The 19731-nt window shown below is 67.1% G+C and carries 14 protein-coding genes, 1 pseudogene and 1 riboswitch; of the genes and pseudogenes, 8 read left to right on the forward strand and 7 right to left on the reverse strand.

Annotated features, from left to right (window positions below; all coding sequences use genetic code 11):
* Nucleotides 1–65: 65 nt before the first annotated feature.
* Entirely contained in the window at nt 66–935 is an 870-nt protein-coding gene (locus HMPREF9440_RS09365; RefSeq protein WP_392392012.1) for an ABC transporter permease, read from the forward strand.
* A 25-nt stretch (nt 936–960) separates the two neighbouring features.
* On the forward strand, nt 961–2985 hold the full coding sequence (locus HMPREF9440_RS09370) for a dipeptide ABC transporter ATP-binding protein (protein ID WP_008543651.1): 2025 nt from the start codon (nt 961–963) through the stop codon (nt 2983–2985).
* A gap of 83 nt (nt 2986–3068) precedes the next feature.
* Here HMPREF9440_RS09370 and HMPREF9440_RS09375 read toward each other — a convergent pair whose 3' ends face one another.
* The 3 genes from HMPREF9440_RS09375 to HMPREF9440_RS09385 all read right to left on the reverse strand — a co-directional run bounded on the left by HMPREF9440_RS09375 (nt 3069) and on the right by HMPREF9440_RS09385 (nt 7568).
* Entirely contained in the window at nt 3069–3818 is a 750-nt protein-coding gene (locus HMPREF9440_RS09375; RefSeq protein WP_008543660.1) for an S-methyl-5'-thioinosine phosphorylase, read from the reverse strand.
* A gap of 37 nt (nt 3819–3855) precedes the next feature.
* Nucleotides 3856–6192, reverse strand: a complete 2337-nt coding sequence (gene ligA, locus HMPREF9440_RS09380) for an NAD-dependent DNA ligase LigA (protein ID WP_008543661.1) — start codon at nt 6190–6192, stop codon at nt 3856–3858.
* A gap of 158 nt (nt 6193–6350) precedes the next feature.
* Nucleotides 6351–7568, reverse strand: coding sequence for a hypothetical protein (locus HMPREF9440_RS09385; protein ID WP_008543662.1), 1218 nt, complete (start codon nt 7566–7568; stop codon nt 6351–6353).
* A 351-nt stretch (nt 7569–7919) separates the two neighbouring features.
* Here HMPREF9440_RS09385 and prmB point away from each other — a divergent pair, with 351 nt between their 5' ends.
* A complete protein-coding gene (gene prmB, locus HMPREF9440_RS09390) occupies nt 7920–8858 on the forward strand; it encodes a 50S ribosomal protein L3 N(5)-glutamine methyltransferase (protein WP_008543663.1) in 939 nt (312 codons plus the stop codon).
* 4 nt (nt 8859–8862) lie between these two features.
* Nucleotides 8863–10773: an ABC-F family ATP-binding cassette domain-containing protein gene (locus HMPREF9440_RS09395; protein WP_008543664.1), complete on the forward strand. Its 1911-nt coding sequence runs from the start codon at nt 8863–8865 to the stop codon at nt 10771–10773.
* Nucleotides 10774–10923: 150 nt separating this feature from the next.
* On the opposite strand, the gene HMPREF9440_RS09400 is transcribed toward HMPREF9440_RS09395, so the two are convergent.
* A complete protein-coding gene (locus tag HMPREF9440_RS09400; RefSeq protein ID WP_008543670.1) occupies nt 10924–12066 on the reverse strand; it encodes a hypothetical protein in 1143 nt (380 codons plus the stop codon).
* Between the two features lie 213 nt (nt 12067–12279).
* Here HMPREF9440_RS09400 and HMPREF9440_RS11300 point away from each other — a divergent pair, with 213 nt between their 5' ends.
* Both HMPREF9440_RS11300 and HMPREF9440_RS09410 read left to right on the forward strand, forming a co-directional pair.
* The gene (locus tag HMPREF9440_RS11300) at nt 12280–12669 is read left to right on the forward strand and encodes a hypothetical protein (RefSeq protein ID WP_008543672.1); all 390 of its coding nucleotides are present in this window, start codon (nt 12280–12282) and stop codon (nt 12667–12669) included.
* 138 nt (nt 12670–12807) lie between these two features.
* Entirely contained in the window at nt 12808–13707 is a 900-nt protein-coding gene (locus HMPREF9440_RS09410) for an ATP-binding protein (RefSeq protein ID WP_008543673.1), read from the forward strand.
* Between the two features lie 7 nt (nt 13708–13714).
* Here the strand turns inward: HMPREF9440_RS09410 and murJ are convergent, their stop codons facing one another.
* Nucleotides 13715–15253 carry a murein biosynthesis integral membrane protein MurJ gene (murJ, locus tag HMPREF9440_RS09415; RefSeq protein ID WP_008543675.1) on the reverse strand — a complete coding sequence of 513 codons (1539 nt, stop codon included), beginning with the start codon at nt 15251–15253 and terminating at the stop codon, nt 13715–13717.
* A gap of 371 nt (nt 15254–15624) precedes the next feature.
* On the opposite strand from murJ, the gene rpsT reads away from it, so the two are divergent.
* Together rpsT and HMPREF9440_RS09425 are read left to right on the forward strand one after the other, a co-directional pair.
* Complete coding sequence (rpsT, locus tag HMPREF9440_RS09420) at nt 15625–15888, forward strand: 30S ribosomal protein S20 (protein ID WP_008543677.1); 264 nt, start codon at nt 15625–15627, stop codon at nt 15886–15888.
* Nucleotides 15889–16227: 339 nt separating this feature from the next.
* Nucleotides 16228–16404: riboswitch (Lysine riboswitch) on the forward strand.
* Nucleotides 16405–16534: 130 nt separating this feature from the next.
* Complete coding sequence (locus tag HMPREF9440_RS09425) at nt 16535–18013, forward strand: amino acid permease (protein WP_008543681.1); 1479 nt, start codon at nt 16535–16537, stop codon at nt 18011–18013.
* Between the two features lie 97 nt (nt 18014–18110).
* Here HMPREF9440_RS09425 and murB read toward each other — a convergent pair whose 3' ends face one another.
* Nucleotides 18111–19139 (reverse strand): UDP-N-acetylmuramate dehydrogenase, encoded by a 1029-nt coding sequence (gene murB / locus HMPREF9440_RS09430; protein ID WP_008543683.1) that lies wholly within the window; start codon nt 19137–19139, stop codon nt 18111–18113.
* 169 nt (nt 19140–19308) lie between these two features.
* Nucleotides 19309–19731 (reverse strand): annotated as a pseudogene (locus HMPREF9440_RS12275) (transketolase C-terminal domain-containing protein); the annotation flags it as partial.

Genomic DNA, 19731 nt, shown 5'->3' on the forward strand with positions numbered 1-19731 from the left:
CTTCCGCGGAAACGGCGGAGGCTCAGGATGCGCGGCCGTCGTTCGCAGTCCGGATCCTCCGCGAAGTGCGCGAAGCGCCCTTCGCGGCGGCCGCGTTCGTCGTGCTCGCGGTCCTTCTTGGGTCCGCGGCCTTCGGGCCGATGCTCTCGCCCTTCGACCCCTACGATCCGACGACCTACGACATCGTCGACGCGAACTTCCCGCCCTCGTGGATCGACGGGGGCGACCCCGCGCACATGCTCGGAACCGACGACCAGGGGCGCGACCTCCTGGCGCTGATCCTCTCGGGGATGCGGCTCTCGTTTCTGATCGGCTTCGCCGCGGCGATCCTCTCGATGGTGCTGGGGGTCGGCGCGGGGCTCGTCGCCGGGTACCGGGGCGGCTGGGCGGATGCGCTGCTCATGCGGCTCTGCGACGTGGCGCTGACGTTTCCGGCGCTCCTCGCCGCGCTCCTTTTCGACGGCGTCATGCGCGCGGTGGTGGGCGAAGGCGCCGGCACCACGACCACCTACGTGGTGCTCTTGGCCGCCATGACGCTGACGGGCTGGGTCCCCTACGCCCGAACGGTGCGCGCCTTGGCGAAGCAGAAGCGCGGCGAAGACTACGTCTCGGCCGCCCGAATGATGGGCGAAGGCGCCGCGACCGTGATGATCCGGCACGTCCTCCCCAACGTCATGGGCCCCGTCTGGGTGCTCCTCGCGATGAACGTCGGGGGCGCGGTGATGACGGAGGCGACGCTCTCCTTCTTGGGCGTGGGCGTGCCGCCCACGACGCCGTCGCTCGGAACGCTCATCCGCATCGGGAGCGACTACGTGCTCTCGGGCGAATGGTGGATCGCGTTCTTCCCGGGGAGCGTTCTCGCGCTCTCTGTGCTCTCCGTCAACATCCTGGGCGACCGCCTGCGCGACGCTCTGAATCCCATGCTCCGCCGCTGAGGCCCACACCGCTTGAGTTTTCATCATGACGACGAACGAAGAAGCCTTCCGCACCGCGGTCTTCCCCTCGACGGACGCGCCGCAGGCTATCCCCCGGAGCGCTCTCCCGGAGACGCCCGTCCTCGTGGTCTCACACCTCACGGTCGGGGCCGAGGATCCGGCGCGCCCTCCGCTTCTCACCGACCTGACGCTCTCGATCGGCGCGGGCGAAATCATGGGGCTCGTGGGCGAATCCGGCGCCGGGAAGTCGATGGCGGGAGCGGCCCTGAGCGGGCTCCTCCCCAAGGGGATCGTCCGGCGCGCGGGCGCCGTGGCGTTGGGCGGCAGAAGGCTCGACGGCCTCACGGAGCGCGAAATGCGGGCCGTGCGCGGCCGCGGGATCGGATTCGTCTTTCAGGACCCGCTCACGAGCTTGGATCCCCTGATGACGATCGGGGCGCAGTTGGAGGAGACGATCCGAACGCTCAAAGGCGTCGCCGGCGCGCAGGCCCGCGCGCACGCCCTGCGGCTTCTCACCGAGGCGGGGCTTCCCGATCCGGAGCGCCTGCTGACCTCCTACCCGCACGAACTCTCGGGCGGGATGCGCCAGCGCGTCGTCATCGCATTGGCTTTGGCCGGCGACCCGCAGCTGATCGTCGCCGACGAACCCACCACGGCGCTCGACGCCACGCTTCAGGCGCAGATCACGGCGCTCTTGAAGCGCCTCGCGCGCGAGCGCGGCGTGGCGGTGCTCCTCATCACCCACGACATGGGCGTCGTCGCCGCGACCTGCGACCGTGCGGCGGTGCTCTACTCGGGCCGGTTGGTGGAGATCGGCCCGGCCGCGGACGTCCTCACCCACCCGCAGCACCCCTACACGAAGGGGCTGATCGGGTCGATCCCGCGGGCGGCCTCGTCGAAGACGAACGCCAAGCACCCCACCCTCTGGCTCGAACAGATCGAGGGGGCGATGCCGGACCCGGGCAGAAGGCCCACGGGCTGCGCCTTTCATCCGCGCTGCCGCGCGGCTTCGGCCGAGTGCTGTATGGCCGTGCCGGAGCTTCTGAGGATCGACGATGCGAGTTCAGTCAACCCGTGTATGCCCCACTACGCCGCGTGCCTGCGCGCGGCCGCGAACGGCCGCGCCGTGCCGGGCTCGATGGTGAGCTTCCACGCGGGGCACGAAAAGCCCTGGGGAAAGTTGGCGGAGGCCCGCGAAGCGGCGCTCGCTGAAGCCCCCGAGATTCTCCGGGTCGAAGGGGTTTCGAAGCGCTTCGGGAAACCGTCGATCCTCGCGCGGGCGCAGGCGTTCTTCTCGGGCGCGAAGGCGGCCGAGGCCCCCAAGGCCTTGGACGACGTCTCGATCACGATCCGGCGCGGCGAAACCGTGGCGGTCGTAGGGGAATCGGGCTCGGGGAAGTCGACCCTTGCGAAAACCGTCGCGGGACTCATCACCGCCGACGCGGGCGCGGTGCGCTTTGCCGAGCCGGAAGGGCGAAAACCCCGCATCGCGATGATCTTCCAGGACCCGCAGTCGAGCCTCAACCCGCGCATGACCGCGGGCGAAGCCGTCGAAGAGGCCCTCCGGATCTACGCGCCGCAGCTCGCAGGGAGCGCGAGACGCGAGCGCGCCGCGGCGCTTTTGGCCCGCGTGGGGCTCCCGGCGTCCGCATACGCGAAGCGCCCGCACGAGTTTTCCGGCGGGCAGCGCCAGCGCATTTCGATCGCGCGGGCGCTGGCGTGCGAGCCGGACCTGCTTCTTTGCGACGAACCGACGAGCGCCCTGGACGTCTCCGTTCAGGCGCAGGTCCTGAACCTCATGAAGACATTGCAGTTGGAGCGCGGCATGAGCTTTCTCTTCATCTCGCACAACCTCGGCGTCGTGCGGCACATGTGCGACCGCGTGGTCGTCATGAAGAAGGGACGGATCGTCGAAGCGGGCCCGAGGGACGAGGTGTTCGGGAACCCGAAGCACCTCTACACCCGGACGCTTCTCGCGTCCGAAGCCGTGCTCGAACCCGACGATCCCGCGGACTCCGCTGAAGTGGAAGCCGAGACGGCGGGCGCCTGAAGGCTCGGCGCACCCTCCCCCACACAAGACGACGCCCGGGCGGCCGTGAGGCTCCCGGGCGTCTTTCATCCGGTCGGCGGACTTTACGGTGCCGCGCGTCGGCGGAGCGTCTCTTCGACCACCTCCACCACCTTCGCGACCGCGCGCTCCACGACGTCGTGGAGGCTCTCGAAGTCGATTTCGTCCTTGGAGTCGCCCATGCCGGCGGCGTGGTTGACCGAGACGCAGATCCCCGCGTAGGGAAGATCCAGTTCGCGCGCCAGCGCGCACTCGGGGTAGAGCGTCATCCCGATCATGTCGGCGCCGTCGCGGGCGTAGCGGCGGACTTCCGCCGCGGTTTCAAGACGCGGCCCCTGCGTGCAGGCGTAGGTGCCCTCCGTCATGAGGTCTTTGCCGAGCGCGGCCGCCGCCGCGATCAGCTCTTCACGGAGCCCCCGGTCGAAGGGATGCGTCATGTCGACGTGCTTCACGCCCGCTTCGGGGCGGTCGTAGTACGTGACCTCACGCCCCCAGGTGTAGTCGATCAGCTGGTCCGGGACGGCGATGCCGCCCGGGCCCAAGGGGCCTGCGATCCCGCCCACGGTCGCGACGCCGACGACGCCTTCGACGCCGAGTTTTTTGAGCGCCCAGAGGTTCGCGCGGTAGGGGACGGTGTGGGGCGCAAAGCGGTGTCCGGGGCCGTGACGAAGAAGGAAGGCGACGGGCGTGCCGCCAAGCTTTCCCAACACGATGGGCGCCGAGGGGGCGCCGTAGGGGGTGTCGATCTCCACCGTTTCGGTGTCGGTGAGAACGCCCGGGCCGGAAAAGCCCGAGCCGCCGATCAAAGCAAGCATGGTGAATGTCCTTTGAAGATGGTGGTTCGGGTATCCGTCAGAAGAGCGTTTCCTGAATGGGTTCCGGCAGCGGTGCGCGGGGCTCGTGCTTTTCCACGGGCTTGACGGTCTCCGCGACCTTCACGGGTTCCGCAGCCTTCACGGTTTCAGCGGGCACTTCCTGCGGGGTTTCAGAGGCCGGTTCTTCGGCCGCAGCCTCTTCCGTCGCAGCCGTCGCCTCACCCGGCGCCGAGAGCATCGCGAGCATTTCGGCCTCGTCGATCACCTTGACGCCCAGGGCCTCGGCCTTCTCCAACTTCGACCCGGCTTCGGCGCCGGCCACCACGAAGTCGGTCTTCTTCGAGACCGAGCCCGCCACCTTCGCGCCCGCGGCGATCAGCATGTCCTTGGCGGCGTCGCGCTTCAGCGTCGGGAGCGTCCCCGTGATGACGAAGGTCTTCCCGGCGACGGCGGACGCGGTCGTCTTCTTCTCGACCGCGGGCCAGTGCATCCCGGCGGTGATCAGCTCGCCGATCACCTCCTCGTTGTGGGGCTCCTTGAAGAAGGCGTGGACGCTCTCGCCCACGATCTCGCCCACGTCGTCGACGTGGGTGAGCTCTTCGAGGGTGGCGTTCCGGAGCGCATCCAACGTCCCGAAGTGCGTGGCCAAAGTCAGGGCCGTCGCCTCGCCCACGTGCCGGCAGCCGAGCGCGAAGATGAAGCGGGCGAACGTCGTCGACTTCGCGCGCTCCAGGTTGTCCAAAAGATTCTGCGCGGCCTTGGGGCCCATGCGGCGCACGGGCTTTTCAGTGCCCTTCGTCGCGGTGATGAAGTCGGTGAGCGCCTCGTGCGTCAAGTGGAAGAGGTCCGCAGGGGTCGAGACCAGGCCTTCGTCGACCAACATCGTGACGATCTTTTCTCCGAGCCCGTCGATCCCGGCCGCGCGGCGCGACGCGAAGTGCACGATCGCGAGCTTCACCTGCGCGGGGCAGAAGAGTCCGCCCGTGCAGCGCGTGTCCTTTTCCTCTTCGTCGCGGATCGTCGCCGACCCGCAGACGGGGCAGTGGTCGGGCATCTGGAAGCGCCGGGCGCCCTCGGGACGGCGCTCGTGCAGAACCCGCACCACCTCGGGGATCACGTCGCCGGCGCGGCGTACGACGACGCTGTCGCCGATGCAGAGGTCCAATTCCGCGATGAAGGATTCGTTGTGAAGGGTCGCGTTCGAGACGGTGACGCCGCCCACGAAGACGGGCGCGAGGCGCGCGACGGGGGTGAGCTTCCCCGTGCGGCCCACCTGCACGTCGATCGCTTCCAGAACGGTCACTGCCTCTTCGGGCGGGTACTTGTGCGCGCACGCCCAGCGGGGTTCGCGCGAGAGGAAGCCGAGCTCACGCTGCAGCCCGAAGTCGTCCACCTTGTAGACGACGCCGTCGATGTCGAACGGCAGCTCCGCGCGGTTCGCGGCCACCTCGTCGTGGAAGGCAGCGAGCGCCTCGGGGCCTTCGACGCGACGGCGCATGTCGGCGACGGGAAGCCCCAACGCCTTGAAGCGGTCGAGCAATTCCGTCTGCGACGCGGCGAAGTCCGGGGCGGAGCACTCGCCCAACGCGTACGCGTAGAAGTGAAGGCGGCGAGCCGCCGTCACCTTGGGGTCCAATTGACGGAGCGACCCCGCGGCGGCGTTGCGGGGATTGACGAAGGTCTTCTTGCCGTCCTTCAGTTGGCGTTCGTTCAGCGCATGGAAGTCCGCGCGGTGCATGATCACTTCGCCGCGGACCTCGAAAACGTCCGGGACCCCGTCCAACTTCAACGGGATCGTGCGGATCGTGCGCACGTTCGCGGTCACGTCTTCGCCGGTCGTGCCGTCGCCGCGGGTGGCGGCCAAGACCAGCACGCCCTTCTCGTAGCGCATCGACATCGCAAGACCGTCGAACTTGAGTTCGCAGTCGTAGACGACGGGGGCGTCCTCGTCCGTGAGCCCCAACTCCTTCCTGACGCGCTCGTCGAACGCCTTCGCGCCCTCCGCCGTGAAATCCGTCTCGGTGTGAATCGAGAGCATCGGCTGCGCGTGCGTCACCTTCGGGAGGTCTTCGCGGACGGCGCCCGAGACGCGGTGCGTGGGGGACGCGGGACTCACGAGCTCGGGGAAGCGCGCCTCCAGGGCCGCGAGTTCGTGATAGAGCCGGTCGTACTCCTCGTCCGAGAGGATCGGATCGTCGAGCACGTAGTAGGCGTGGTCGGCCGCGCTGATCTTCGCTTCGAGTTCGCGCATGCGCGCGGGGGCGGCTTCGGGCGCGAGGGCTTCGGCCGCGGCTTCGCCCCAGAAGCCCTGGGCTTCCTTGCCGGAGGAATTGGAGGAATCGGAGGCGGGGTCGGTTTTGCGTTCTTCGGTCATCGTCGTGGCCGGTCCGGTGGCGGACCGGGGAAGGAAAAACGTTCAGGGAGAAAACGGTGAAGAAAGCGCCGCCCTCCGGGGCGGAGTCGGCGGCGCCTGATGTCTGGCGGTATCGGGCGGAATCGGGCAGAGTCGCGCGGGACCGCGCGCGGGCGCGTTCAGCCGCCGCGCGAGAAGAGGATCTTCGCGCGGGCGCTGCCGGGTTCGGCCCCGTGCGTGCGCATCGTCTCGGCGTGCTCCTTCGCCTGGCGCTCGATCTGCACGGCGCCCGCGGCCCCGGGCGGTACCGCCGCGGCGTAGTTCCACTGCGCGTGAAGCGTCACGGCGATGTGGTTCGCCGACGCGAGGAAGCGCTGCAGGTCGCCGCGCGAGAGGACCGTGAGCGGTAGGTCGAGCTTCAGCACGAGCGAGCCCGAACCCTCCGGCCCGAAGGCGAGCGTCATCACCGGATCGCGGTCGGTCGGGACCGCGCGGTACTCCCAGCGGCCGGTCGCCGCGGTGAAGCCCGCGGCCTGCGCGGCCTCCGTCACGGCGTCGAGGCTGAAGGTGGGCGTGCTCGGGTCGGCCGGCGTGATGACGATGTCGATCGAATGGTCGTAGTAGGCGATGAAGCCCTTCAGAGCGTCCGCCATCTTCGCGGCCTGAAGCGGATCCATCGTGTGGCGGACGGTGGCGTCGACCCCCGCGGCCGCGTGCTCCAGCACCTGGAAGAATTCGCTCGCGCAGACGTCGGACAACCCGCCCGAGCGGTTGGCGAGCACCATCGTCGCGACGACGTGATTCGCAGGGGATGCGAGTTGGCGCGCCTCGCAGTAGAGGCCGTCGCGGATGCCGCGCGCCCAGATGCGCACGGGCATGGAGAAGTGGCTGCGCTTCACCTCGTTTTCAAGGCTCTTCACGCCCCCCAGCGCGAACTGTTCGCCCTCGCCCGGCGTGATGTCGAGCACCCACTCGACTTCAGCGTCGACCGGCGGGTACGACTGGAATTCGGGCTGCGCGGAAGCGGCGTCCGCGGCGCGCTCCTCTTCGCGCTCCTGCTCTTCGGCTTCCGCCTCGAGTTCGTCGTAGATGGGCGGTTCGTCCGAAGGCATCGCCGCCGACTTCGCCGCGGGCTTCACGCCCCCGACGGTCGGCTCCTGCGGGAGCACGGGTTCGACCGGCGTCCTGGCGGGCGCCTCATCCTCGTCATCGTCGTCGGGCATGCTGCTCATCTCGGGCTCATGCCGCGTCGAGCGCGTCAGCGGATCTTCAACATTCGTCTGGAACTTTTCCTGCGCCGCGCGCACCCGGCGCTCTTCGCGCTTGGAGCGCCAGAAAAGGGCCAGAAGCACCACGGCCGCCGCCGCAATGAAAATGAGGATGGTCTGGTTCGACATGGTCGCTGGTTGTCCGATCGGGTGGGCGCGCCCCGGGAACACTTGATGGGCGCGCGCGTAGATTCCTTGGATTGTACGCGCAGAGCGGGGAATTCTGTGCGGACCGGACGGCGCATTCATCGGGCCGCAACGCGTGCGGCGGGGTTCGGACGGGAACCGGGCGCGGCTCCGCGCCGCCCAGCCGCACGCCATCCCGCTTCCGATCCCGCCGCCGATCCCGCCCGGGTCGCCCCGGCGCACCCGAAGCGGGCAAGAAACGCGTGAGGAAAGGCATAATGGTGTGTTTCAATGATTTTCCGGGCCCGCCTCCCTCACGCGCGTCCGGCACCCACATCCCCGAAGGAGCCCGACATGTACGAAATCGCGCCGCTCTTGGACGACCCGATCCACAACCTGAAGACGATCCGCGACGTCTTCCGCTGGTCGATCACGGAAATGGAAAGCGCGGACCTCTCCTACGGCCACGGCTCGCCCGACGCCTGGGAGGAGTCGAGCTTTCTCATCTGCCGCGCGCTGAAGCTCCCCTTCGAGCACTTCGAAGACTTCTTCGACGCCGCGCTCACGCACAACGAACTCGTGCGCCTCGTGCACCTCATCGACCGCCGCGTCCACGAAAAGACCCCGGCCGCGTACCTCTTGAAGGAAGCCTGGCTGACGGAACACCGCTTCTACGTCGACGAGCGCGCCCTCATTCCGAGGAGCTACATCGCCGAACTCCTCGAAGAAGACCTCTGGCCCTGGGTGGAAGACCCGGAAGCCGTGGGCTCGGTTCTCGACCTCTGCACGGGCTCGGGATGCCTCGCGATCCTCGCGAAGGGCGTCTTCCCGAGCGCGCAGGTGACGGGGAGCGACCTCTCCGCCGACGCCCTCGAAGTCGCCAAGATCAACTGCCGCGAGTACGGTCTCGAAGAGGAGCTCGAACTCGTTCAGGGCGACCTCTTCTCGGGGCTTGCCGGTCGGCGCTTCGACGTCATCATCTCGAACCCGCCCTACGTGACCGAAGCTTCGATGAAGCGCCTCCCGCAGGAATACCGCCACGAGCCCGAAATGGCCTTGGGCGCGGGCGTCGACGGCATGGACGTCGTGCGCCGCATGCTCCCCGAAGCGGCGGAGCACCTGACCGACAACGGCATCCTCATCGTCGAAGTGGGCGACGGGCTTGAAGCCGTCGAAGCCACCTTCCCCGGGCTGGAGCTCACGTGGCTCACCGTCTCGGGCGGGGACGATCAGGTCTTCCTCGTGACGGCCGAAGAGTTGAAGCGCTACTTCGGCGACGAGGGGAGCAACTGACCTCATGCTCCGGCTCCTCAACCTTTCGCTGACGCGCGGCACGCGCGTCCTCTACCGGAACGCCACCCTCACGGCCTCTCCCGGCGAGCGCATCGGCCTCGTCGGCCCCAACGGCTGTGGGAAGTCGACGCTCTTCGCGGCCGTTCTGGGCGAACTCTCCCCGGAAGCGGGCGACATCGAAACGCCGCGGCGCGAGCGCATCGCGCACGTCGCGCAGAGCTTCAAGGTGACCGACGTCGCGTGCCTTGAGTACGTGCTCTCGGGGCACGCGCCGCTCGTTGCGGCCCGCGAAGCCTTGAAGGCCGCGGAAGCCTCGGGCGACGAAATGGCGCTCGCCCACGCGCACGCGGAATTGGCGGAAGTGAACGAAGGGGCCGTGACGGCCGCCGCCCGCACGATTCTGGCGGGTCTGGGCTTCTCGCAGGACGATGCCGAGCGCCCCGTCGCCGACTTCTCGGGCGGTTGGCGAAACCGCATCGCCTTGGCCCGGGCGCTGATGTGCCCGGCGGACCTTCTGCTGCTCGACGAACCGACCAACCACCTCGACATCGATTCGCTCATCTGGCTTGAGAATTGGCTCCGTCACGTCGAGGCGACCGTCATCATCATTTCGCACGACCGCGAGTTCCTCGACCGCGCCGTCACGACGATCTGGTCGGTCGAAGACGACACGATCCGCCGCTACGCCGGGAACTTCACGAAGTTCGAGGCCGAGCGCATGGAGCGTCTGCGTCAGCAGGACGCCGCACACCGCGCCTACGAAGCGAAGGCGGCGAGCCTTCGGAGCTTCATCGACCGCTTCCGCGCGAAGGCGACCAAGGCCCGCCAGGCGCAGTCCCGCATCAAGATGCTGGAGAAGCTCGAGAGCGTCGAAGCCGTGCGCGCAAAGCGCGAATGGCGCTTCGAATTCCCGAAGCCCGTGCGTTTGCCGGAACACCTGGCCGACGCCGAAGGGCTCGCCTGCGGCTACGACGACCTCGTGATCCTCCGGGGCGTCACCTTCTCGGTGCGCTCGGGCGAGCGGATCGGCGTGCTCGGCGTCAACGGCGCCGGGAAGTCCACCCTCATCAAGACGGTCGTGGGCGAAATTCCGAAGTTGGCCGGGGAACTGCGCCGCGGCCAGGGTCTGGAGATCGGCTACTTCGCGCAGCATCAGCTCGATCAGCTCCGTGCGGACGAGTCGCCGCTCGAACACATGAAGCGGCTCGCCCCCGACGTGCGCGAGCAGGAACTGCGCGACCACCTCGGCGTCTACCGGTTCTCCGGCGACTTCGCGAGCGCCCCCGTGGGCCCGATGTCGGGGGGCGAAAAGGCGCGTCTCGCGCTCGCCCTCATCGCGTGGACGAAGCCCAACCTCCTCGTGCTCGACGAACCGACCAACCACCTCGACATGGAAACGCGCGAGGCGCTGACGATGGCGCTCTCGACGTTTGAAGGCGCCGTGCTCATCGTCTCGCACGACCGCCATCTTCTTCGCGCCACGACCGAGCGCCTCTGGCTCGTCCACGAAGGGGCCGTCACGGAGTACGACGGCGACCTCGACGACTACGCCGCCCTGGTGCTTGAACACCGCCGTACGACGGCGCAGGCCGAACGCGCCGAGCAACGTGCGAAGCGCGAGGCGCCCGTCGTCAACAAGAAGGAGACGCGCCGCCAGGAAGCCGAAGAGCGCCGCCGCATCGCGGAGGCGCGAAAGCCCCTCAAAAAGGAATTGGAGAAGGTCGAGCGCGAGATGGCGAAGCTCCAGGAGGAGCTCGCCCAGCTCGACGCGAAGCTCGCCGACCCGGACTTCTACGCCGGGGACGCCGCGGAGGTCGCCGCCGTCACGAAGGCGCACGGCGAATTGGCGCCCAAGGTCGAAGTGCTCGAGATGCGCTGGCTCGAACTCTCCGAGGCGATCGAGGCGGTCTGCTGAGGACGCATCCGAACACAACCTGTCAACCGTAAAGCCGAAGGGCCGGACGCTTTTTCAAAACGTCCGGCCCTTCGGTCTCATTGGGGTTGGGATGGCGGTCTTATGGGGGTTCCATGGGGCGCTCTCAATTGGAGGGAATCGTCGTCGGCATCAGGTCGAGGCCGGTTCCTTGGCCGGTTCAGCGGCATCGGCGGTTTCCGCAGGCGCCACTTCAGGCGGCACCTCCTGCGCGCCGGTGAGCGCTTCGCCGTTCGCCTGCAAAAGCTGCATGATGATGCCGTTCACGACCTCCGCATCGCGGTCCATGTCCTCTTCCGAGGGATCGTGCCCCGCGGCGAACGCCTTCTTGCAGCGGGGACCGTACTGGAGCACCCAGCGCATGACGGCTTCTTCGCGCTTTCCCTGCGGGATCGCCTTCGCGGCTTCACCCACGTAGAGCTCACGCATCTCCGACATGAAGGCGCCATTCGCCATCAGCTCCATCATGAAGGCGACGTCTTCGCGGTCGAGCGAATTGAAGCCCAACGCGTCGACGTTCAAATCGTCCGCGGCTTCGGGCTTCCAGTCGGGGTAGCGCTGGAGGAACTCTTCCGTCACCGCGTTTTCCGCAAAGACCTGGTCGAAGTCGAGGAAGCCCTCGGTGGCGAGCATCAGGTTCGAGGTGACGAGCCCGAGGTAGTTCGTGAGGAGACGGTCCTTGCAGACCGTCACCGAAATGACCTTGTCGCCCCCCATCTGCGCGAGCTCGCCCGTCATGTCGAGGAAGCTCATCACGAAGTCGACCGCGAAGAGGCAGGCCAGCTCACGGTCGCTCATGAAGCGGTTCTGGACCGGCACGCCCGCGGCCTTCATCTTGGGGAGCGCCCAGCGCTCGCGCAGCGCCTTGAAGACGCCGCCCCCCATCCAGCCCGATTCGTCGTGGAAGTCCGGGCGGTTGTTCAGAAGCGTCGCCGCAAGGGCGTACGCGACGCCCGCCACGTGGTCTTCGCGCTCCTCCATCGAGAAGGGCGCGCCCGAGTGAATCGCGTGCGAGAGCGCGTACGCGAACCCGATGAACATGTCCTGGAGTTCGAGGTAGTCCGAGAGGTCGCCGTGCCTCATCTCGGCGCCCTTCCAGTTCTGCGCGAGGAATTCGAGGTGCGGGAAGCCCTGCTCTTCGTAGAAGCGCTTGTTGAGGGACTCACGGAGGACGTCCAAAAGATAGACGTAGCTCACCGGGGCGCCTTCCCCGGCACGCTGCGTGCGCTTCTTGAGCTTCTGCGCGCGGCGCGGATCGGTCTTGCTCTGCGGCATGGTTGTACCTTTCCTTTTCTTCTGTTTGCTTGGTCGATGGTCTCCGGAGGCGCGCGGGAGTTTGTCCTCTTCGCCTGTCCGGAAGGCCGTTTCAAGGACTCTACGCCCCGTTTCTTAAAGCTTCATTGCGGTGCGGGCGATGCGCGGGCGCCCGGCCGACTACAATCACGTCCGTCCATCCGAACCATCCAACAGAAAGAGGCACCAGCCGCCATGGCCCGCATCGACATCGAATGGCTTCAGGCCACCCTTCAGGACGCGAGCGACGCGCTCACCGACACGATCGCCGCCCTCAACGAATCCCCCGACGAAGAGACGGCGGCGGAGCTTCTTCGCCGCGACCTGGTCGAGGTCTACGCGAAGCTCAACTACGCGGTGAACACGGCGGAGCTGGGCCCGAACGCCCTGAACGAGCTCACCGAGGACGAACTCATCGCCTGGCCGCTCGGCATGCCGTTCCTCGCCTGGAGCGAGGAGGAGAACATCGACGACGATGAGGACGACGAAGCCGACGAAAACGACTTCGAAGAGGATCCGGAGACGCCGGTAGAGGCGGAAGAGGAAGCCGAAAAGGCTGAGGTGAAGAAAGAAGAAGCGAAGTAAACGCTTCCTTGCTTCGCAAGAAAAGCCCGGCGGGATCGAAAGACCGTCGGGCTTTCGACGTCTTGGGCGGCGGGCCTCGACCGGTTGAGGTTCACGGTCGTAGAATCGTCGTGTCGACCACCCTCACCCATTCCGACGATGACCACCCCCATTTCTCCCGAGCTCATCGAAGCCATGCGCCTCTTGGGACTCCGTCCCGAAGACGCCCACCAACTCTCACCCTACGAGATCAACCGCCTCCGCGAAGTCCGCGAAGAACCACGCCACGACTTCGACATCGTGCCCGGCGCCACCCTCGACGACTTCGAGCCGACGGCCCTCAAGAGGCTCCTCGGAGCCGTCCGCGACCGCCTCACACGCCCCTTCGTCTTCCTGAGCCGCCACGAGCTTCTCGAAGGAATCGGCGCGATCCGACCGGACGGTGCGGTTCGGCGTCCGACCTTGGCGGGTCTGCTCGCCGCCGGGCGTAAGCCCCAGCGGTTCTTTCCCTCTCTTCAGATCGTCTTCACGCGTTGGGCGGGAACCCCGGGAGACGCGGAGCGCCTTCGCACCAAAGAGCTCACGGGCTCGATCCCCGACATACTGCTTGATGCTCTCGACCAGATGCGCCTCAACATGAGGGAGCCTGCGATCATCACGGGGGCGCTCCGCAGGAACTATCCGGACTACTCAACCAAGGCCGTCCTCGAAGCGCTGACGAACGCCCTCCAACACCGCGACTATTCCGCCGAGAGCCGCGGGATGCCGGTGCGCATCGACATGTACGACGATCGACTGGAGATTTCGAGCCCGGGCGGACCGCTTCGAGGAGGCGGCCTCGGTATGGTCGACGGAATCCGTCCCATACGCAACCAGTACCTCACGAGGCTTCTCGCCTCGACGCCCTTGATGGGCGGCTTCGCGGTTGAGGACCGCGGATGGGGCTTCGCCGCGATCCGCGAAGCGTTGGAAAAGGACGGTCTGCCCGAGGTCCGCATCCGGCATTCGCTCGCGAACTTCGTCGTGACCTTTCCGAAGCGCCCGTGGCCGATCGCATGAAACGCGATCAGCGCTTCGGCCGCAGGTCGGAGAGCCGCCAACCCGTCACGAAGAGGACGCCGAAGTAGATGACGGCCGCCCCGGCGACGATCCCAAGCGCCCCCGCCGCGCGCCAGGTCCAAACGAGGTCCGTCCAGACGACGCCGCGCTGCGCGGACCAGAGGCCCGCGGCCATGAGTGCGGTCGCGGCGCCGGTGCGAAGCCCGAAGACGCCCCAGCCGGTCAAGGGCTTGTAGATCCCGCGGCGCATGAGGAGCGTGAGGAGCGTCAAGGCGTTCACGCAGCTTCCGATCCCGACCGAGAGCGCCAACCCCGCGTGCGCGAAGAGCGGCACGGAGACGAGGTTCACCAACTGCACGACGACCAAGGACGCGAAGGCCGCGCGCACCGGCGTGCGGATGTCCTTGCGGGCGTAGAAGGCGGGCGCGATGATTTTCAGCGCAATGAGGCCGATCAACCCCACCGCGTAGCCCGTGACGGCCAAGGCCGTCTGGGAGACGTCCGCCGCCGTGAAGCTGCGGCCCTGGAAGAGGAAGGCGACCAACGCGTCCGCCGTCAACCAAAGCCCGATCGAAGCCGGAACGCCCACAAGGAGCACGAGCCGCAGGCCGTGGTCCAAGAGCGCGTTGTAGCGCTCGGCGTCGCCCTTCGCGTGCGCGGCGGAAAGCCCCGGGAGCATCACGGTCCCGAGGGCGACCCCCAGGAGCGCCGTCGGAAACTCCATCAGGCGGTCGGCGTAGTTGAGCCACGTGACGGCGCCCGCGCCCAGCCACGAGGCGATGTTCGTGTTGATGAGGATGGAGAGTTGCGCGACGCCGACGCCGAAGAGCGCCGGGACCATGAGCTTCAGCACGCGGCGAACGGCCTCGTCCCCGATGCTCTCGCGCCAACCTCGGGGACGAAGCTTCACGCTCAAGCGCCGGAGCGCGATGACCTGCACCATCAGCTGCAGCACGCCCCCCGCCATGACGCCCGCGGCCAAGGCCCAGATGGGTTCCTCCAACGTCGGCGCCAGAAAGAGCGTCGCCGCGATGAAGGAGAGGTTGAGGAGCACCGGCGTGAAGGCGGGCACGGCGAAGTGCTTGAGGGTGTTGAGAACCGAAGCGGCCAACGCCACCAGGCTCATGAACGCGATGTAGGGGAACATCACGCGGGTGAGACCCACCGCCAACGTGTAGGCCGCGGGGTCCTCCCGCATGCCGCTCGCGATCGCCCAGACGAGCAAGGGCGAAAGAAGCACACCCAAGACGCTCGCCAAGAGCACGGCGGCCGCCAAAACGGTGAACACATGGTCGACGAACGCCTTCGAGCGCTCGCGCGAGCTCGTTTCCCGAACGTCCGAGAGCATCGGTACGAAGGCCTGTTGGAAGGCCCCTTCGGCGAAGAGCCGGCGCAGCATGTTGGGGAGGCGGAAAGCGACGTAGAAGGCGTCGGTTTCCGCGCCCGCGCCGAAATAGCGCGCGATCAGCATGTCGCGGATCACCCCGGTGATACGGGAGACGAGCGTGAGGCCGGATACGGTGGCGGCGGACTTCAGTAGCGACATGGCGTGCGGGGATTCGGGAATCCGTGTTCGTGGAATCCCATGGATTCTACGGCAGTGCGAACGTTGCAGGCCCTGAAAATTCGTGTCAGGGATTTGTCTACGTTCGGGAATTTTGGTATAGTGGAGGACTTTTCGGAGAGAGGCAATTCCATGCCCCGAAGACCGCTCGGGAGGGCGGCCTTCCCCGAAGAAAACCCTTCCCGACCCGGCGTCCGCAGGGCGCGGGGTTGTCCGGACGACCGACTCTGGTCCCCGGGCGCACAAAAAGACTTACCGGCCGAGCCCACGCTCGCGATTGCAATGCAGAGCGGCGACCGGCTATGTAAAGAAACCGATCGCCGACTGTTTTTTAGGCAAGGACACATTTAAAAATGGCTAACACCAAGCAAGCTCGCAAGCGCGCCCGCCAGATCGTCGCGCGCAACATGCACCTCTCGGCTCAGCGCAGCCAGTACCGCACCGCCATCAAGGCCGTGCGCAAGCTCATCGTCGCCGGCGACAAGGCCGCCGCTCAGGAAGCCTTCGTCAAGGCCCAGAGCGTGATCGACGCGATGGCCGGCAAGGGCGTTCTGCACCGCAACGCCGCCGCCCGCCACAAGAGCCGCCTCTCGGCCTCGATCAAGGCGATGGCCTAATCAGACGTTCGTCTGACGAAGAAAAGTCCCCGATCCTTTTGAGAAGGCTCGGGGATTTTTTCATCCGCCTCACCCGTCGCATCCGCGTCTCCCCTCCATCTTCCTCCCCTCCGCCCGAACCCCGCCCGACCTTCAGACCGGGTACTTCCCAGGTTCGTCCGGCTTCCGCCGGTTTCTCCTCCGCTCGCCCTTCCCCCGCCGTTCCGCCCGGTCAAGAGAACCCGTCGACCGCCTTGTCCGAAGCCCCACGCCGCCCCCGATCTGTGTCACAATGCGCGTTCGTTTCCGTGAAAACCCGCACCCTTTTCACCCTAGGGGCGGACACGGATGAGCGAACACCAGCGTGATAGAGGCGCGGTTCCGAAAGAGTAGACGGCCGAGGAGGTATCCCGTGACGCCGTCGGAAAGGTCGGACCGCCGAAACGGCGCACCCGACGGGGTGCGTTGGTTGGGGGTGCGGAGAAGATCCGCACCACTCCCGCCGCAGGCCACTGCGGCGGAGGAGCTGTCGGCTGTTCGAACTCTCGACGCGTCGCCAGGCCGCGGGCCCGCCAAGGGGCTCCGGAGAGCGCATCGAAAGGGCGGCGCCCGATGGATGTCGCGTTTTTCTCTTTCGAACTCTCCCCCGCACAAGGAGACACGACGCATGTCTGACGAACACGCCCGCGAAAACGCGGGACTCCGGCGCGACCTGAAGGCGCGCCACATCACCATGATCGCCATCGGCGGCTCGATCGGCACGGGGCTCTTCGTCGCCTCGGGCGCGACGATCGCGCAGGCCGGTCCCGGGAGCGCCCTTCTCGCCTACTCGATCATCGGGCTGATGGTCTACTTCCTGATGACGAGCCTCGGCGAACTCGCGGCCTTCGAGCCCGTCGCGGGGTCCTTCTCCACGTACGGGCGCCGCTACGTCGACGAAGGCTTCGGCTTCGCCCTCGGTTGGAACTACTGCTACAACTGGGCGATCACGGTCGCGGTCGACTTGGTCGCGGCGCAGCTCGTCATGGGCTGGTGGTTCCCGGACGTGCCGGGGACGGTATGGAGCGCATTGTTCTTAGGGTTCATCTTCGCCCTCAACTTCTTCTCCGTGAAGGGGTTCGGCGAGACCGAATACTGGTTCGCGCTTCTCAAGGTGCTCACCGTCGTCTTCTTCATCGGCACGGGCTGCGCGATGATCTTCGGGATCCTGACGGACGACATCCCGGCCGGGTTCTCGAACTGGGTGATCGACGACGCGCCCTTCGTGGGCGGCCTGCCCGCCCTGATCGGGGTCGCGATGGTCGTCGGGTTTTCCTTTCAGGGGACGGAACTGATCGGGATCGCCGCGGGCGAAACCGAAAACCCGCAGAAGAACATCCCGAAGGCGGTCCGTCAGGTCTTTTGGCGCATTCTCCTCTTCTACATCTTCTCGATCCTCGTCATCAGCCTCATCATCCCGTACACGGACCCGAGGCTCTTGAAGAACGACGTCACCGACGTCGCGGTGAGCCCCTTCACGCTCGTCTTCGAGCACGCCGGGCTCCTCTCCGCGGCCGCGCTCATGAACGCCGTCATCCTCACGTCGGTGCTCTCGGCCGGGAATTCCGGCCTCTACGCCGCGACCCGCATGCTCTACGTCCTGGCGCACCAGGGGAGCGCTCCGAAGTGCTTCCGGAAGCTCTCCGCCTCGGGCGTGCCGCGAAACGCCCTCTACGCCACGACGGCCGTGGCGGCGCTCTGCTTCCTCACGTCCCTCTTTGACAACCAGTCCGTCTACCTGTGGTTGCTCAACGCCTCCGGGATGAGCGGCTTCATCGCGTGGCTCGGGATCGCCGTGAGCCACTACCGCTTCCGCCGCGGCTACGTGCTCCGCGGGGGCGACCTCTCGAAGCTTCCCTACCGTTCGAGCTTCTTCCCGCTGGGGCCGATCTTCGCGTTCGTCCTCTGCACGGTGATCATGCTGGGGCAGAACTATGCGGCGTTCCTGGAGAACACGATCGACTGGGGGTCGGTGACGGCCACCTACATCGGGATCCCGCTCTTCCTCGCGATCTGGTTCGGGTACAAGATGAAGACCGGCTGCCGGTTCGTGCGCTACGCCGAGATGAAGTTCCCGGAGAAGTACGACCCGAAGGCCCACGGCTGAGAAGCCTGACGCCCGCGTACGTCACATGAAGCAAGAGCCCCGGCCGAAACCGGGGCTCTCTTCATTTCTGAAACTCGGAACGTCCGACGCCCTGAACTCAATCCCAGAAGACGGGTTCGGGTTCGAGCGTCACGCCGAAGCGCTTTTCGACCGCCGCGACGATTTCGTCGCGGAGCGCCTTCACGTCCTCGGCGTCCGCCCCGCCCTTGTTGACGAGGATGAGCGCGTGGTTTTCAGAAACCCCCACGGGCCCGCGCACCGCGCCCTTGAAGCCCGCTTCCTGGATGAGCCAGCCGGCCGCCAACTTCACGCGGGCGCCGGCCAACGGGTAGACGACCAGCATGGGGTAGTCGGTGCGCAGCTGCCGCGCCTTCACCTGCGTCACGATCGGGTTCTTGAAGAAGGACCCGGCGTTCCCGATCCTCGCCGGATCGGGAAGCTTCCGGGCGCGCAGCGCCCGCACGGCCGCCTCCACGGCCAAGGGATCCTTCGGGTCGGCGCCCGAGCGCTCCAACTCCTGCGCGAGATCCTTGTAGTCGGTCTTGGGGTGGGCTGCCCCGCGGCCCACGATGAGGCCCGCACGCAGGATGACGAGCTTTTCGCCCTCAGGCGTCTTGAAGACGCTCGTGCGGTAGCCGAAGTCGCATTCTTCCGTCGACATGCGCTTCACTTCGTCCGTTTCCGGATTCCACACCTCGACCCATTCGAGCACTTCGGCGACTTCCACCCCGTAGGCGCCCGCGTTCTGGACGACCGCGCCGCCCACGGTGCCGGGTACCGCCGCGAGCCCCTCCATGCCGCCCCAACCTTCAAGGAGCGTTTTGCGGACGACGTCGTCCAAGCGCTCGCCCGCGCCCACCGTGAGCGCCATCCCGCCTTCGGGATGCTCCTCCACCTCCATGCCCGTGAGCGCCACGCGCACGACGAGCCCTTCGACGGTGCGGCCCGCGATGACGTTGGCGCCGCCCCCAAGAAGGCGCACGGGCTCCCCTTTCAAACGGGCGTCGGCGAAGAGCGCGCGCAGGTCTTCCAACGACGCCGCCTCGGCGTAGCGTCGCGCCGTCGACCGGAGCCCGAAGGTCGTGAGCGTCGTGAGATCGAAATCGGTGTGAATCGTGGGCGTCATGAGATGGAGCTCCCTGGGATGGCTGTGGGTTCAGTTCGGGGTGAAGCGGGAGGCTCCGGGATGAGCAAAAGGAACCGCCCGCTTCCCCAAATTATAGGTAGCGGGCGGGTTTCGGACCGATGGGCCCGGGTTTCGAGAGTTTTCCGGGCGGGCCTCCTTCAGGGCGTTCTCAGAGGAGGCCGAGCGCTTCGGCGCGGGCCTTGACCTTCGCTTCGATCGCCTCGGAGGTGAGCCCCACGGAAGCGAGGAGTTCCCCCTGCGTGCCGTGGTCGATCCAGCGGTCGGGGAGACCGAAGCGCATGACGGGGACCGTGACGCCGTGGTCCGCCAGGACTTCGAGGACCGCCGAGCAGGCGCCCCCCGCCAGAACGCCCTCTTCGGCGACGACGAGAAGCCCGTGCGTGCGCGCGGCTTCCAAAACCGCCTTCTCGTCGACGGGCTTCACGAACCGCATGTCGATGAGGGTGCCGTTCAAGCTTTCCGCGACGGGCGCCAGCACGTTCGTCATCGAGCCAAAGCCGAGGAACGCGATCTTCTCACCCGCACGGAGCGTGCGCGAGACCCCTACCGGGATCGTCTCCGCGTCCGCCGT

Origin of the sequence: Sutterella parvirubra YIT 11816, from assembly GCF_000250875.1 — a bacterium.
In the GTDB taxonomy this organism is placed as follows: Bacteria; Pseudomonadota; Gammaproteobacteria; order Burkholderiales; family Burkholderiaceae_F; genus Sutterella; species Sutterella parvirubra.

Bases quoted from the DNA above. Each gene is read 5' to 3' on its own strand.
- HMPREF9440_RS09370 (WP_008543651.1), top strand. From the start codon at position 961: ATGACGACGAACGAAGAAGCCTTCCGCACCGCGGTCTTCCCCTCGACG.
- HMPREF9440_RS09425 (WP_008543681.1), top strand. From the start codon at position 16,535: ATGTCTGACGAACACGCCCGCGAAAACGCGGGACTCCGGCGCGACCTG.
- rpsT (WP_008543677.1), top strand. From the start codon at position 15,625: ATGGCTAACACCAAGCAAGCTCGCAAGCGCGCCCGCCAGATCGTCGCG.
- HMPREF9440_RS09410 (WP_008543673.1), top strand. From the start codon at position 12,808: ATGACCACCCCCATTTCTCCCGAGCTCATCGAAGCCATGCGCCTCTTG.
- HMPREF9440_RS09400 (WP_008543670.1), bottom strand. From the start codon at position 12,066: ATGCCGCAGAGCAAGACCGATCCGCGCCGCGCGCAGAAGCTCAAGAAG.
- prmB (WP_008543663.1), top strand. From the start codon at position 7,920: ATGTACGAAATCGCGCCGCTCTTGGACGACCCGATCCACAACCTGAAG.
- HMPREF9440_RS11300 (WP_008543672.1), top strand. From the start codon at position 12,280: ATGGCCCGCATCGACATCGAATGGCTTCAGGCCACCCTTCAGGACGCG.
- murJ (WP_008543675.1), bottom strand. From the start codon at position 15,253: ATGTCGCTACTGAAGTCCGCCGCCACCGTATCCGGCCTCACGCTCGTC.
- HMPREF9440_RS09375 (WP_008543660.1), bottom strand. From the start codon at position 3,818: ATGCTTGCTTTGATCGGCGGCTCGGGCTTTTCCGGCCCGGGCGTTCTC.
- HMPREF9440_RS09395 (WP_008543664.1), top strand. From the start codon at position 8,863: ATGCTCCGGCTCCTCAACCTTTCGCTGACGCGCGGCACGCGCGTCCTC.
- HMPREF9440_RS09385 (WP_008543662.1), bottom strand. From the start codon at position 7,568: ATGTCGAACCAGACCATCCTCATTTTCATTGCGGCGGCGGCCGTGGTG.
- murB (WP_008543683.1), bottom strand. From the start codon at position 19,139: ATGACGCCCACGATTCACACCGATTTCGATCTCACGACGCTCACGACC.
- ligA (WP_008543661.1), bottom strand. From the start codon at position 6,192: ATGACCGAAGAACGCAAAACCGACCCCGCCTCCGATTCCTCCAATTCC.